This is a genomic window from Rhodococcus sp. NPDC019647 (assembly GCF_044389235.1).
In the GTDB taxonomy this organism is placed as follows: domain Bacteria; phylum Actinomycetota; class Actinomycetes; order Mycobacteriales; family Mycobacteriaceae; genus Rhodococcus_F; species Rhodococcus_F oxybenzonivorans.
Genome location: NZ_JBIRXS010000001.1, coordinates 667,446 through 681,525, shown reverse-complemented (window position 1 = coordinate 681,525; position 14,080 = coordinate 667,446). Strand labels below are relative to the sequence as shown.

The 14,080-nt window shown below is 67.1% G+C and carries 11 protein-coding genes; 4 read left to right on the top strand and 7 right to left on the bottom strand.

What is annotated here, in order from left to right; genetic code table 11:
* Positions 1 to 12: 12 nt before the first annotated feature.
* The 6 genes from ACH49N_RS03295 to aspS form a co-directional block, all read right to left on the bottom strand.
* The gene (locus tag ACH49N_RS03295) at positions 13 to 1,446 is read right to left on the bottom strand and encodes a replication-associated recombination protein A (protein WP_358270073.1); all 1,434 of its coding nucleotides are present in this window, start codon (positions 1,444 to 1,446) and stop codon (positions 13 to 15) included.
* 57 nt (positions 1,447 to 1,503) lie between these two features.
* A complete protein-coding gene (locus ACH49N_RS03290) occupies positions 1,504 to 2,679 on the bottom strand; it encodes a phosphotransferase (protein WP_358270074.1) in 1,176 nt (391 codons plus the stop codon).
* Positions 2,680 to 2,744: 65 nt separating this feature from the next.
* Positions 2,745 to 3,695, bottom strand: a complete 951-nt coding sequence (locus tag ACH49N_RS03285; protein WP_358270075.1) for a transglutaminase family protein — start codon at positions 3,693 to 3,695, stop codon at positions 2,745 to 2,747.
* On the bottom strand, positions 3,692 to 6,292 hold the full coding sequence (locus ACH49N_RS03280; RefSeq protein WP_358270076.1) for a circularly permuted type 2 ATP-grasp protein: 2,601 nt from the start codon (positions 6,290 to 6,292) through the stop codon (positions 3,692 to 3,694). Before ACH49N_RS03280 ends, ACH49N_RS03285 begins: the two co-directional genes overlap by 4 nt.
* Positions 6,289 to 7,260, bottom strand: coding sequence for a DUF389 domain-containing protein (locus ACH49N_RS03275; RefSeq protein ID WP_358270079.1), 972 nt, complete (start codon positions 7,258 to 7,260; stop codon positions 6,289 to 6,291). Before ACH49N_RS03275 ends, ACH49N_RS03280 begins: the two co-directional genes overlap by 4 nt.
* A 40-nt stretch (positions 7,261 to 7,300) precedes the next feature.
* On the bottom strand, positions 7,301 to 9,127 hold the full coding sequence (gene aspS / locus ACH49N_RS03270) for an aspartate--tRNA ligase (RefSeq protein WP_358270081.1): 1,827 nt from the start codon (positions 9,125 to 9,127) through the stop codon (positions 7,301 to 7,303).
* A 144-nt stretch (positions 9,128 to 9,271) separates the two neighbouring features.
* On the opposite strand from aspS, the gene ACH49N_RS03265 reads away from it, so the two are divergent.
* Both ACH49N_RS03265 and ACH49N_RS03260 read left to right on the top strand, forming a co-directional pair.
* Positions 9,272 to 10,201, top strand: coding sequence for a neutral zinc metallopeptidase (locus ACH49N_RS03265; protein ID WP_358270083.1), 930 nt, complete (start codon positions 9,272 to 9,274; stop codon positions 10,199 to 10,201).
* Between the two features lie 63 nt (positions 10,202 to 10,264).
* Positions 10,265 to 10,720 (top strand): PPOX class F420-dependent oxidoreductase, encoded by a 456-nt coding sequence (locus tag ACH49N_RS03260; protein WP_358270084.1) that lies wholly within the window; start codon positions 10,265 to 10,267, stop codon positions 10,718 to 10,720.
* On the opposite strand, the gene ACH49N_RS03255 is transcribed toward ACH49N_RS03260, so the two are convergent.
* A complete protein-coding gene (locus tag ACH49N_RS03255; protein ID WP_358270086.1) occupies positions 10,707 to 11,750 on the bottom strand; it encodes an Rv2578c family radical SAM protein in 1,044 nt (347 codons plus the stop codon). The genes ACH49N_RS03260 and ACH49N_RS03255 overlap by 14 nt on opposite strands.
* 146 nt (positions 11,751 to 11,896) lie before the next feature.
* On the opposite strand from ACH49N_RS03255, the gene ACH49N_RS03250 reads away from it, so the two are divergent.
* Positions 11,897 to 12,397, top strand: coding sequence for a hemerythrin domain-containing protein (locus ACH49N_RS03250; protein ID WP_159922725.1), 501 nt, complete (start codon positions 11,897 to 11,899; stop codon positions 12,395 to 12,397).
* Between the two features lie 255 nt (positions 12,398 to 12,652).
* Positions 12,653 to 14,059 carry a wax ester/triacylglycerol synthase family O-acyltransferase gene (locus ACH49N_RS03245; RefSeq protein WP_358270087.1) on the top strand — a complete coding sequence of 469 codons (1,407 nt, stop codon included), beginning with the start codon at positions 12,653 to 12,655 and terminating at the stop codon, positions 14,057 to 14,059.
* Positions 14,060 to 14,080: the final 21 nt, after the last annotated feature.

The window sequence follows — 14,080 nt, the reverse complement described above, 5'->3', positions numbered from 1 at the left end:
GTTCGGCAACAATCAGCTTAACCGGCCACCCGGACGGGTCTTGCCACGGACGATGGCACGCAACTTGTCGACCCGGGCCGCAATGTCGCGCTCACCACCGTGCGTGGTGGGCTGGTAGTAGTCGACGCCGACCAGTTCGTCCGGCGGATATTGCTGTGGCAGCACGCCGTCCGGGTGATCGTGGGGATAGCGATATCCGACGGCGTTGCCGAGCTTCGCCGCACCCGCGTAGTGCCCGTCGCGCAGATGCGGGGGCACCAGGCCTGCGTTGCCCGCGGCGACGTCGGCCATCGCGGCTCCGAGCGCGGCGATCACCGCCCCCGACTTCGGTGCGGTGGCGAGGTGGATGGTCGCCTGGGCGAGCGCAAGGCGGGCCTCGGGCATGCCGATCAGCTGCACGGCCTGGGCGGCCGCGGTGGCGGTCTGCAGTGCGGTCGGATCGGCCATCCCGATGTCTTCACTCGCGTGGACCACCAGTCGACGCGCGATGAAGCGCGGGTCTTCACCAGCGGTCAGCATCCGCGCGAGGTAATGCAGTGCGGCATCGACGTCGGAGCCACGGATCGATTTGATGAAGGCACTGATGACGTCGTAGTGCTGGTCACCGTCACGGTCGTAGCGGACCGCCGCCTTGTCGACGCTGGCCTCTACCGTGGCGAGGTCGAGCAGAATCGGCCGATCCGCATCGCCCGCCTGGTCGAGGGCAGCCCCCGCGGCCGCCTCGAGCGCCGTCAGTGCCCGACGCGCATCGCCCGCCGCCAATCGGACCAGATGATCCAAGGCATCGCCCGCGATTTCGATCTCACCGCCGTACCCACGCTCGTCGGTGCGCGCCCGCTCGAGGAGTTCCTCGATGTCGCCGGGCGTCAACGACTGCAGTTGCAGCACCAACGACCGGGACAGCAGCGGTGACACGACCGAGAAGGACGGGTTTTCGGTGGTCGCGGCAACGAGGAGCACGATCCGGTTCTCCACGGCAGCGAGCAGGGCGTCCTGCTGAGTTTTCGAGAACCGGTGTACCTCGTCGATGAACAACACCGTCTGTTCCCCCGCGAGGAGGCGCCGCCGCGCGAGTTCGATGACGCCGCGCACTTCCTTCACACCCGCGGACAGCGCGGACAACGCCTCGAATCGGCGGCCCGTCGCCCCCGAGATGAGTGAGGCCAAGGTTGTCTTCCCGGTACCGGGAGGGCCGTACAGCAGCACCGACGCTGCTCCGGAACCCTCGACCAGACGCCGTAGCGGCGCCCCGGGCCCCAGGAGGTGCTGCTGTCCGACCACCTCACCGAGAGTGCGCGGGCGCATCCGCACCGCGAGTGGTGCGTGAGGGTTGACAGCCACGTGTCCGGGACCGGATTTCGGCGCGGGTTCCACCTCGGGCCGCACGGTCTCGAACAGTCCGGCCGACTCGTCCTCGCCCAACTCCGAACCGAAAAGATCGCTCACAAGTTCGACGCTACTCGGAAGGCGTCGCGGGAACCCACTCCGGTCTGCCGGTCGGCGTCACCCGACAGACAAACCTCGAAGCTTGTCGGCCACGAGGCGGGCGTGGTGGGCGACCACCGTGTTCCCGGCGTGGTCGGCGCTCCGGGCCAACCTGTCCCAGCGCTGCGTCAGGGCTTCGGACCGCGGAACCGACAGGTGATGCTCGCGCACGGCGGCGATGCGACTGTGATTCTCCGGAAGGAACAGATACGTGCTGACCCACACCCAGATGAGCTGCGCTTCGACCATGCGGGTGGCCAGCACGTTGTCGTCGGCGAGCGCGGGCCACATCCCCACGACCTCGGCGCGCCAGGCCTCGATCATGGCCTGCGTCCGCTCGTCGGACAGTTCCACGGTGCAGAGGCAACCAGGGAAGGACACCAGTGCATACGCGATGTCGAGCATCGCGTCGCGGAAGCCACCCCACTCGTAGTCCAGGAAACGAACACCCTCGTCGTTGACCATGATGTTGTCCGGGCACAGGTCCGAGGGGCTGAACGCCCGGAATCGGCCACTGCCGAACAGCTTCGCGGCGCGCGCCACCTGCGCCGTCATGTCCGCGGACACGTCGACCCCCAGGATCCGGGAGAGAAGGCGGGGCACCTCCGGAACCGCGCGGTGAACCTGCTCGGCGACGGTGTCGTCGCAGTGCGCCACCTCGGCGCGGCGAAGAAGCGCGGTGAAGTCCTCTTCCCGTCCCACCGTGGCCGCGTGCATCCGGCCCAGCGCCTGTGCCATGGCCATCAGCGTGTTGGTGACCGTATCGGCGTCGGAATGCTCGAGCAGGGCACTGATCGGCGAGGCATCACCGAGGTCGCTGAGAACGAGGAGTCGCGCCTCGAGGTCGGAGGCGAGCAGTTCGGCGCCCGGCCTGCTGTCGGTCGCCAGTGCAGTGGCGAACTGATACGACACGGCTTCACGGAGGAACGCGCTGCTGCTGTCACCCGACAGGTCGTCGGGATCGACCGTCCGTGAGCCGGACACGCCGACGTCCTCACGCAGTTGTTTGATCACCAACGTCCGCGGAAGGGAGAACGGATTCTCGGCCACGCGGACGCGGAGCACGATGGTACGACCACTACCGCCGAGGTCGACGGGGTCTACCAGTGTCACGGGTGCCCCGGTACGACGCGTGAGCAGCTTCTCGGCTGCGGCAACTACCTCGGAAACGGGGTCGGCCAGTATTGCAGTCATCGCGGTCCAACTTACCTGCTAGTGACACGGATCATCGAGTCCTCCGCCGGAAGCCTCGGTGAATTTCAGCATTTCGGCTGATCGGGCGCGAGCGGATGGAGGGGTGCCACGTCAACCGACACCGCAATGGTGCTGTTTCGTGCCTCTGTGTATATGACTCCGCGCAGCGGCGGCACATCCGCGTAGTCCCGGCCCCACGCCACCACGGTGTAGCGCTCGTCGACGAGTTGATCGTTGGTCGGGTCGAAAGCCAGCCAGCGGTCGCCGGGCATCCACACCGCGGCCCACGCGTGGGTGGCGTCGACCCCGATCAGTCTTTCCTGGCCGGGCGGCGGCTGCGTTTCCAGATATCCCGACACGTACCTGGCGGCGAGCCCGTGTGAGCGCAGGCAGGCGATCGCGAGCCGAGCGAAATCCTGGCAGACCCCGGACCTCTTCTCGAGCACCTCGGTGACCCGGGTGGACACGGACGTCGACCCCGATCTGTACTGGAAGTCGCGGTGGATGCGGCTCGTGAGGTCGAGGACGGCGTCGAGGAGCGGACGTTCCGGCGGAAAGCTCACGGCCGCGTAGTCGCGCACGCCGTCACTGATCTCGGCCGGTTGCACGTCCAGCACGAAGTCCTGGGCCAGCGCCCCGTCCGTCCCCACCGGCCGGGACAGCTCCCACCGCGAGTTCGCGGGTGCACTGACGAGCCGGTGTGGTTCCGGCCCGTACACCTCTACTTCGGACTCGGCGGTGACAATCAGCTCCGCGTGCGCTGCGCTCACCTGGAAGTAGAGGTCGCGATTGCCGTATACGTCTACACCCACCGACCGATCGGCGGGCGCGGGCGAAATGTCGACTGCCGATCGGACACAGCGTTGATCCTCGGTGTCACGCGGAAGCAGGTAGCAGCGGCCGTAGGACGAGGACACCGGTCCTGAATAGGTGTAGGTAGTGCGGTGGGTGATCCGGTATCGCCGGAGTACGGGGCGCTCGCTGGTCGAATCAGCTGGGGTCGGGGGGTCGATCATGCGGGAACTTCGCCCCCGACCGTCCACGAGGCCGTGCTACCCCACAGCGGTTGCATACCGCCGGGCAACGACAACGGCCCCTTCGACATGACTTCGGACAACCGGCCGAGAAGTCCGTCGATCTCGGTGGTCAGTTCGCCCACTTCGGTGCGTACTCCGGTGTCGTCGATGCGCTCGAGCCGGGCAGGGTCGACCCGGCGAACGGTGTTGAGCATGTCCTCGGCGAGCCGCTCCGCCGGCGAGGATCCGGAGGCGTCGGGTAGGGCCGCCAGATCGGTTCGCAGCGCCTCGAGCTGGAAGACGAGCGAGCGGGGGTTGCCGATGTCGAACAGCAGCAACTCGGCCACCGCGGCAGGGCGGATACTTCGATTCCGCCGGCGGTACACCACCGAGCTCTCGGTGGCGATCAGAAGTGATTCGATCAACGCTCGTTCGGTCGCGGGATCCCGTTTCCGCCCCATGGTGGACGCCACCAGGGTGGTGAGGGTCGAGGCCCGTTCGATCCGCTTGCCGATGTCCATGATGTGCCAGCCGGTGTCGCGGACCAGCGATTCCGCTGAGACACCGGACAGCGCCAGCATGCCGCCGAGCACTGCGGATTGCGCCTCGAAAAGCCGGGAGCCATCGTCGATCGACTCGTCGGAGACCTCACCGAGAGCGCGTTCCACCGTGCTCAGCACGGCCCAGATGTCGTTCGACAACTGGCCGCGTACCGCCCGCGCGGCCTGCTCCACGTCCCGGACTGCTCGAGCGAGTGATCCGTCGCGGTCGGGATCGACGGTGAGCGACCGTAGTTCCGCCCGCACTTGCTGGAGATCCGCAGTGTGAACGGGGCCCGCAGTTCCGTCGGGAACGTTCGCCGACCCTGCCGGCTCGCCCCCTTCCCCCGGTGCATTTCCCTGCTCCGCGACGGTGAGGACGGCGTCGAGCAGAATGGGAAGACACCCGGCACCCGGCAGCCACGGGCGGAGCCGATAGTCGCGGTACTTCTCCCCCACGGCGATCATCAGCCGTGCCGAACCCTCGGCCCGCTCCGCGCATCGCCCTATCGAGAAGAGTTCGGACAGCGCGCGGGGCGAGGCCAGCAGATCGGACGAGGTTGCTGCGTAGGTGGGCAGCGACTCGACGTCACGGGCGGCGCCCTCACCGGTATCTGCCGGGCCGAGCCGCGGCGCGAAGCGCACCCAGACGTCCTTGGCTCCCGCATACCGGCGATCCCCGCCCGCGGCACCCGGAATCAGGGTCGTTCCCAGGCCGCCGGACATGGGTACGAAGCCCACCCGTTGAGCTACGGAGAACAACCGGACGCCGACGGGCGAGAGGTTGACCTCTCCCCCGGCGCCGGCCGACGGCGCATACGACGAGTCGGGGATGATCTGCCCCACCCAGTTGCTGGGATCCGCGCGTACCTGTTCGAGAAACTCCGTGCGCCGGGCGTCATCGAGTGCGGAGGGGACGACGGGCGGCCCGCCGCGGACGGCGCGGAGCACCATCGATGAAACGTTGGCCAGGATGTGCGTGAGTTCGGAGCGGTCACCTCCCCAGAACGTCGGCACGGACGGCAACAACAGATCCTCGTCGAGCAGTCGCCGCGAGAGTACCGGCAGCAGGCGGGTGAGTGCCGGATTCTCCAGGACTCCGCTGCCGAGGGTGTTCACAACGGTTACTGCTCCCCGACGCAGCACCTCGACGAGGCCGACGACGCCGGACCGGGAGCCGGGGCGCAGATCGAGGGGGTCGGCGAGTTCGGCGTCGACCCGCCGGATGATGACGTCGACCTGTTCCAACCGGCCCAGTGACCGCATCCAGATGCGGCCGTCACGGACCACCAGGTCGGCGCTCTCCACGAGCGGGAACCCGAGGACGGTCGCCAGGTAGGCCTGGTCGAACGCGGCACCCGACCTGGTGTGCGGACTGAGCACGACCACCAGCGGGTCTTCCGAACCGACGGGCGCCGCGTCGATTGCCGCGAGCCGCATCGACTGGGCGAACGAGGACAACGGCCGGGGGCCCACGGTCTCGTAGATGCCCGGAACCGCCCGGGCGATCACTCGGCGGTTCGCCATCGCGTAGCCGGCCCCGCCCGGAGACTGGGTGTGGTCGCGAACAGCGTGGAAATTGCCGTCCGTGCCGCGGCCGACGTCGAGAGCGTGGAAGAACAACTGGTGCCGACCCGGGATCGACATGCCGTGCGCAGGCCGAAGATATCCGGGATGACCGAACACGAGGCGGGCGGGCACGGCACCACTCCGCAGCAGCGTCATCGGCCCGTACAGGTCGGCGAGGACGGCATCGAGAAGCCGGGAACGCTGGAGGAGTCCCGCTTCGAGGTGCTCCCATTCGTCGGCCGCGACGAGAAGCGGTATCGCGTCGATCTCCCACCGAGACGGTCCGGTGGCGAGATCCGATCCGTCGAGGGGGTTGTAGGTGATGCCGTGGTTGTCCACGAGGAGCCGGATGCGGGACTGCAGCCGGCGCACGGAGCCGCTGTCCGCGCCGAGGAGGCCGTCACCCAGCTCGGACCACGGCGCACGGACCTTCCCGTCGGCGTCGAACAGTTCGTCGTATTCCGGGCCGCGGTGCGGCGCCGCGGTCACCGAAGTCTCCGGACTTGCTGGACGCGTTCTTTCCGTGCCTCGGCGAGCAGGCGATCGGCGCCGTTGCCGGCTCGCAACCGCAGCGCGAGGACCAGCACCCCGGCCACCACGATTCCGACCATGTTGATGCCCAGTTGAAGTGCGGACAGTGCGGCGATGCGCCACTCGCCGACCGTTACGGCGACGACGGCGAAACCCGCCGCCGGCACGGTGGTGACCGAGATGAAGACACCGACGAGTGCCGCGGACTTCGCGGACACGAGCGCGAGCATCCCGGCTGCCCCCGCGAGGACGGCGACCACCAGCGACAGGGGTCCGACCTTGTAGATGTAGTCGACCTGATCCTGGGCGTCGAGGCTGTCGAGAGCCATCCACCCGATCCGTTCCATCACCAGCGTGGCAACCAAGGTGGCAGCCATGGCGAAGGGAAAGCCGAGGAGCAGCGCGAATAAGGAGCGTCGTGCGAGACCGAGTTTGCGCCGTGCCAGAGCCACGGCGAGTGCTGCCAACGGACCGAACTCCGGTCCCACCACCATGGCACCGACGATCGTGATCGGTGAGTCGGTCACGACTCCTACCGACGCGAGCAGACACGCGATCGTCAAGAAGGCGAGGAACGTTCCGTTGAGGGTCGACTCCTCGCGGGTGCGGCTGACAAGTTCCTCCCACACGACGCTGTCGGCCGGATCGCCGGGAGCCGCCTTCTCCGCCTTCCGTGCGGCCGTGGACAGAACCGTCTCGACCGGTCCCAAGGTGATCGCGCCCATGTGCTGGATGTCCAGCGCTTCGAGCGCGTCGATCACCTCGTTGGCCGCCTCGCGGGCCACATCTGCTTGGACCACGTCACCGGCCGGGTCGATCGCCGCACCGCGCAGCACCACCACGTGGGTGGCCCCGGGCTCCGCGGCGAGCACACCGAGAACGTCGTCGGTGTGCTCGGCGGGGCAGATCACCCGTAGATGCAGCATGACGTCCCCCTGCTGTCCGCGTCCGTCCCCGTCGATCGATCTACGTGCCGGCGACCGCGTCCTTCGCCACCGGCGCTGCGCCGGCCTGTGCGCCGGCGCCGCCCTTCGGCTCCGGCTTGGCGTCCACACCCGACTCCTTGCGCTGCTGCGCGGTGATCGGGGCGGGAGCCTCCGTCAGGGGATCGACGCCGCCGCCCGACTTCGGGAATGCGATCACCTCACGGATCGAGTCGACTCCGGCGAGCAGGGCCGTGATGCGGTCCCAGCCGAACGCGATGCCGCCGTGCGGCGGTGCACCGAACGCGAACGCGTCGAGGAGGAAGCCGAACTTTTCCTCGGCTTCCTCGTGCGAGATTCCCATCACCTTGAACACTCGTTCCTGAATGTCCTTGCGGTGAATACGGATACTGCCGCCGCCGATCTCGTTTCCGTTGCAGACGATGTCGTATGCGTACGCGAGTGCCGAACCGGGGTCGGTGTCGAACGTGTCGATCGATTCGGGCTTCGGCGAGGTGAAGGCGTGGTGTACCGCCGTCCACGCGCTGTAGCCGAGTGCGACGTCGCCGCTGGCGGTGGCGTCGGCGGTCGGCTCGAACAGCGGCGCGTCCACGACCCACAGAAAGGCCCAGGCGTCGGGGTCGATCAGGTTCTGCTTGCGGGCGATCTCTCCCCGCGCCGCGCCGAGTAGCGCACGCATGGGCTTGGTGGCTCCCGCTGCGAAGAAGATGCAGTCTCCGGGCTTCGCGCCGACGTGGTCGCAGAGCCCAGCGCGTTCGGTGTCGGTGAGGTTCTTCGCGACCGGACCCGTGAGGGCGCCATCCTCGCCGACGAGCACGTACGCGAGCCCCTTGGCACCGCGCTGCTTCGCCCACTCCTGCCATCCGTCGAGCTGACGCCGGGGCTGCGCAGCACCACCGGGCATGACCACGGCGCCCACGTACTCCGCCTGGAACACCCGGAAGGTGGTGTCCTTGAAGAACTCCATGCATTCGACGAGCTCGATGCCGAAACGCAGGTCCGGCTTGTCCGAACCGAACCGCCGCATCGCCTCGGCGTACGTCATCCGTGCGATCGGGGTCTTGATCTCGTGGCCGACGAGCTTCCACAGTGCGGTCAGGACTTCCTCGGCGAGCAGGATCACGTCGTCCTGGTTGACGAAGCTCATCTCGATGTCGAGCTGGGTGAACTCCGGCTGGCGGTCCGCGCGGAAGTCCTCGTCGCGGTAGCACCGCGCGATCTGGTAGTACCGCTCGATGCCACCGACCATCAGCAGCTGCTTGAACAGCTGCGGGCTCTGCGGCAGGGCGTAGAAGCTACCCGGCTGCAGTCGGGCGGGGACGAGGAAGTCGCGCGCACCTTCCGGCGTCGACCGCGTCAGCGTGGGCGTCTCGACCTCGACGAACTCGTGGTGCGCGAGAACGGAGCGGGCAGCGGCATTGACCTTCGAGCGCAGCCGGATGGCGTGGCCCGGGCCCTCCCGGCGCAGGTCGAGGTAGCGGTACTTCAGGCGCGCTTCTTCTCCGGCCTGGTCGTCGAGCTGGAACGGTAGCGGCGCGCTCTCGTTGAGAACCTCGAGGTCGGTGACGTTGACCTCGATGGCCCCGGTGGGAATCTCGAAGTTCTGGTTGCCCTCGGGCCGGACCTCGACGATGCCGGTGACCTTCACGCAGTATTCCGCGCGCAGTCGATGCGCCTGGTCGGCAGCAGCTCCCTCACGGAACACCACCTGCGACACGCCCGAGGCATCACGCAGGTCGATGAAGATCACCCCGCCGTGATCACGACGCCTGGCGACCCAACCGGTGAGGGTAACGGTCTGCTGGGCGTGCTCGGCTCGCAATGAACCGGCGAGATGTGTGCGCAGCACGGGATTCCTTTCGAAACGTGGGGCAAGCTACTTCGTTGGCTGCGATCCTACGGAGACACTGTGCGTGAGCGGAAACTCATACCCGCTTCACGTGCAATGCTCGAGCTACCTGTACCGCGACACTCGGAGAGAAAGCGACGACACATGACCTTCAACGAGGGCGCCCGCATGGACTCCGGCCGGGTCTCCGTCGGGGGTGGCGGCGGAGGAGGTGGCCTCGGCGGCAAGTTCGCGATGGGCGGCGGAGCCGGGGGTCTGATCGTGCTTGTTCTCGCTCTGCTGCTCGGCGGCGACCCCGGATCCCTGCTCGGTGGACTGAGCGGTGCCACCGACCCGTCCGCCCAGAGTCCCGGCGCCGGCCTCGAAGGTTGTGAGACGGGTGCGGACGCCAACCGCGACGTGGATTGCCGGGTGGTGTTCACGGTCGGCAGTCTCGACTCCGTGTGGGGGCAGGAACTCGGTGCACAAACGGGAACCGACTACATCCCGCCCGAGGTGGTGCTGTTCTCCGGCGCGGTGAACACCGGGTGCGGAAACGCCACCAGCGAGGTCGGCCCGTTCTACTGCCCGGCAGACTCGACGGCGTACTTCGACACCAGCTTCTTCCAGCTCCTCGTCGATCGCTTCGGGTCGAGTGCCGGACCCCTCGCTCAGGAATATGTCGTGGCGCACGAGGTCGGACACCATATTCAGAATCAGCTGGGCGACATCGGCCGGGCGCAGACCGATCCGCGCGGAGCCGACTCGGCCGCGGTCCGCACCGAACTGCAGGCCGATTGCTACGCTGGCGTGTGGGCCCACTACGCCGACACACTTCCGGGGCCCGACGGCGGACCGCCGTTTCTGAACACCCTCACCGACACCGACATCCAGGACGCGCTGTCCGCGGCCTCGTCGGTGGGTGACGACCGGATCCAGCAGTCCGCGGGCGGCCGGGTCAATCCCGAAGGTTGGACGCACGGCTCCTCAGAGCAACGACAGAAATGGTTCGTCACCGGGTACCGGACCGGCCAGGTCGACGCCTGCGACACCTACTCCGCCCGCGATCTGAACAGCCCACCCGCCCTGCGCTGAGACTCCTGGCGGCTCGCGTTCCCGCGCAGGGGAACCTGGGCTCGCTACGCGAAAGGAGACGCCGTGTCGTTCACGGACCAAGAGATCGCCTACCTCCGCTCACAACCCGTCGCACGGTTCTCCACCGTCTGCCCCGACGGGCAGCCCGACGTGGTTCCGCTTGCGTTCGAGTTCGACGGGACATACTTCTGGATCGGCGGTTCCGGGCCGGCCGTGACCGACACGCGCAAGTTCCGCAACCTCCGCGCCGGCAACGTCAAGGTCGCCTTGGTGGTCGACGACCTCGAGTCGATCGAACCGTTCATCGCCCGATGCATTCGGGTTTACGGTATCGCGGAGCAGCCGATCGAGCGGGTGGGCATCGTCGGCCCGGGCATGTATGCCCGCATTACGCCGACGATCTCCTGGAGCTGGAACATGGGCGGTGAACCTGTCGGGACCGAATGGTATGAACCGAGACGCACGGTTCACCTGCCGCCCAATGAGGACCCCGAGGGAATTGCGATCAGAACAGAGTGAGAGTCGGTCCGGTACTGCCGGCTCGTACGAGTTCGCGGCGCTCGGCCTCTACCCGATCTGCCGCTCCGGCGTCACGATGTTGCGCGCGACCGGCCAGACCGTGACGCTCGACGAGCGGGTCGACGCGCGCCTTCAGCCACGACTTGTACTCGGCCGGCACGTAGGCAGATCGACCGTACAACTGCCGGTACTGCCGTATCAGTGCTGGGTGTTCGGTGGAGAGCCAGTTCATGAACCAACCCTTGGTACTCCCCCGCAGGTGCATCGGCAGCACGGTGACTTTCGACGCTCCTGCCTGCGCGATGGCCTCGAGTAAACCGTCGAGGTGCCGTGCCGAGTCCGTCAGGAACGGGATGACCGGCGCGACCATCACGTTGCACGTCATGCCCGCATCCGTGATTGCCCGGATCAGATCGAGGCGCGCCCTGGGCGACGGAGTGCCGGGTTCGATCGACTTCTGCAGGTCGGCGTCATGGATGGCCAGCGACACGCCGATACTCACCGCGACCTGCTGTGCAGCCAGTGTCAGGAGCGGAAGGTCGCGCCGCAGAAGCGTTCCCTTCGTCAGGATCGAGAAGGGTGTGGCCGATTCGGTCAGTGCCCGGATGATTCCCGGCATGAGTCGGTACCGGCCCTCGGCCCGCTGATACGGGTCGGTGTTGGTACCCAACGCCACGTGCTCCTGCTTCCACGACTTACGGCTCAGTTCCTTTCGAAGCACCGCCGCGACATTCGTCTTCACTACGATCTGACTGTCGAAATCCCGGCCGGCATCGAGGTCGAGGTACTCGTGGGTGGGCCGGGCAAAGCAGTAACGACACGAATGCGAACACCCTCGAAAAGCGTTGACCGTGTACCGGAACGGGAGCTGGGACTCCTCGGGCGTCTTGTTGAGCGCACTCTTGCAGAGCACTTCGTGAAAGGTGATGCCCTCGAACTCGGGCGTCTGCACGCTGCGCACCAGACCTGCTCGCTCGAGTCCGGGCAACGCGCCGTCGTCCGCGTCGAGCGCCTGCCCATCCCACCTCATGAGTACATGCGAACATGTGTTCTAACGGGTGTCAAGTGCAACCGGCGCGACAAGGGCGAAGCCGGCGTCGGGTAGCGCGTAAAGATGTTCCACTCGGGGTACTCGCGGGAGCGTCGACCGCCGACCACACCCTTTGCGAGGTAACCATGTCCACCGACGCGATTGTCCTCCTGCGCAACGACCACAAGGCAATCCGAAAACTCTTCCGCGAGTTCCGTAGCGCCGGCCCCGACGCCGAAGCGGAGAAGGGCCGGATCGTCGACCAGATCATCGAGGCACTGACCGTGCACACCTACCTCGAGAACGAGTGCATGTACCCAGAGGTACGCAAACTCGCCCCCGACCTCGAGGACGACATCTTGGAGTCGTTCGAGGAGCACCACGTCGCCGACGTTCTCGTAACGGAGCTGGCGGCCATGAAGCCCGACAACGAACGATTCGACGCGAAGGCCACCGTCCTCATCGAGAATGTCGAGCACCACATCGAGGAAGAGGAGCAGGAGTGGTTCCCGAAGGTGCGGGAAGAGCTGGGGCGTAAGCAACTTCAGGAAATGGGTGCGCGACTGCTGGAGTTGAAGGAAAAGGCACCACATTCGCCTGCACAACCGTCGGCGTTGAAGAAGACGGTGGACGCCGTCATCAAGTGATGCGCACGGTGGACCTGAAGTGATGGGTAGACCTCCGGCGACTCCACGAGCGTCCTCTCGCGGTGACCCGCTGGACGTCTGCCGGGTAGCGCGCGGACAGCACCTTCCTGTAGAACTGATCCGGATGCCGATTTGTGACGTAAACCACACCTGAACGTTACCGAACAAACCGGCTACCGGAAACCGAAGTTACCCCGCCCGGAGACACCGCAGTGGCAGTGCGGATCCGCCGTTCGGGAAGGAAGGACACCCCGCATGCTGCTGCCGATGTCGCCGACCGATTCACTGTTCCTGCTCGGCGAGTCGCGGGAGCATCCGATGCATGTGGGCGGCCTGGCGGTGTTCACACCCCCGGACGGCGCCGACGCCGCAGACATGCGGGCGATGTTCGACACGGCCACGGCCTCCACCGAAGTCGCTCCGCTGTTCCGCAAACGCGCCCGACGCTCGATGACCACCCTGGGACAGTGGGGCTGGGTCACCGACACGGAGTTGGACCTAAACCATCACGTGCACCGCCACGCCCTCCCCCGCCCGGGCGGCATGCCCGAACTGCTGGCGTTGTCGTCTCGGTTGCATGCGGGTCTGCTCGACCGTAACCGCCCACTGTGGGAGATGCACCTGATCGAGGGCCTCGCCGACGGGCGATACGCGGTCTACACCAAAATCCACCACGCGCTTGCCGACGGCGCCTCCGCCATGAATCTGCTGCGCCACAGCATGAGTGAAGATCCCGACCGACGAGGAATGCCGACCCCTTGGCAGCCGATGCCCACCGCGAGCGGTCGTGTCACACCGCCACCGGGAACGGCGGCGCCACACCTGCCCGGAGTTGCAGAGGTGCTGGGCCTGTCGAGACTGGCGTTGCACGGCGCCCGAGAAGTCGCAGGTCTGGCGCCGGCGCTGGCAGGCACCATGGACCGGGCCCTGCACGCCCGGGGCGGCCCGCTCTCGATGCGCGCACCGCACACCGTGTTCAACGTTCCGATCGGCGGGGCGCGCCAGTTCGGCGCCCGATCGTGGCCGCTCGAACGGATCAGGTTGCTGGCCAAGCACGCCGACGCCACCGTCAACGACATCGTCCTGGCGATGTCCGCCGGAGCCCTGCGCACCTACCTCGACGACCTGGGCGCCCTGCCGGACGAACCGCTCATCGCGATGGTCCCAGTTTCTCTACGCGCAGATGACGGCGAATCCCAGGGTGGCAATCGGGTGGGAGTCCTGATGTGCAACCTCGCCACCCACCTTCCCGAACACGGAGCGAGACTCGCCACGATTCGGACCTGCATGAGCGAAGGGAAGCAGGCACTGCGCGCGATGAGCCCGGCCCAGGCGTTGGCGATGAGCGCCCTCGGAGCAGCCCCCCTGGGCCTCGAGATGCTGGCCGGCCGGCGGGGACCACTGCGACCTCCGTTCAACCTCGTCATTTCCAACGTCGCCGGGCCCGCCAGCCCGCTGTATTGGAACGGCGCCCGCCTCGATTCCCTGTACCCTCTGTCGATCCCGGTGACCGGACAGGCACTGAACATCACTGTCACCAGTAGCGACGACCATCTCGTGTTCGGATTGACCGGATGCCGCTCCGCCGTCCCGAATCTGCGCCCGATGCTCGATCATCTCGACACCGAACTCGACGCCCTCGAGCAGGCCGTCGGCCTGTAGCCGCCTCGACGGCGGTCGCGC

Excerpts from the sequence above, each read along its gene's own strand:
- ACH49N_RS03245 (WP_358270087.1), top strand. The coding sequence starts at position 12,653 with ATGCTGCTGCCGATGTCGCCGACCGATTCACTGTTCCTGCTCGGCGAG.
- ACH49N_RS03275 (WP_358270079.1), bottom strand. The coding sequence starts at position 7,260 with ATGCTGCATCTACGGGTGATCTGCCCCGCCGAGCACACCGACGACGTT.
- ACH49N_RS03285 (WP_358270075.1), bottom strand. The coding sequence starts at position 3,695 with ATGATCGACCCCCCGACCCCAGCTGATTCGACCAGCGAGCGCCCCGTA.
- ACH49N_RS03255 (WP_358270086.1), bottom strand. The coding sequence starts at position 11,750 with ATGAGGTGGGATGGGCAGGCGCTCGACGCGGACGACGGCGCGTTGCCC.
- ACH49N_RS03250 (WP_159922725.1), top strand. The coding sequence starts at position 11,897 with ATGTCCACCGACGCGATTGTCCTCCTGCGCAACGACCACAAGGCAATC.
- ACH49N_RS03290 (WP_358270074.1), bottom strand. The coding sequence starts at position 2,679 with ATGACTGCAATACTGGCCGACCCCGTTTCCGAGGTAGTTGCCGCAGCC.
- ACH49N_RS03265 (WP_358270083.1), top strand. The coding sequence starts at position 9,272 with ATGACCTTCAACGAGGGCGCCCGCATGGACTCCGGCCGGGTCTCCGTC.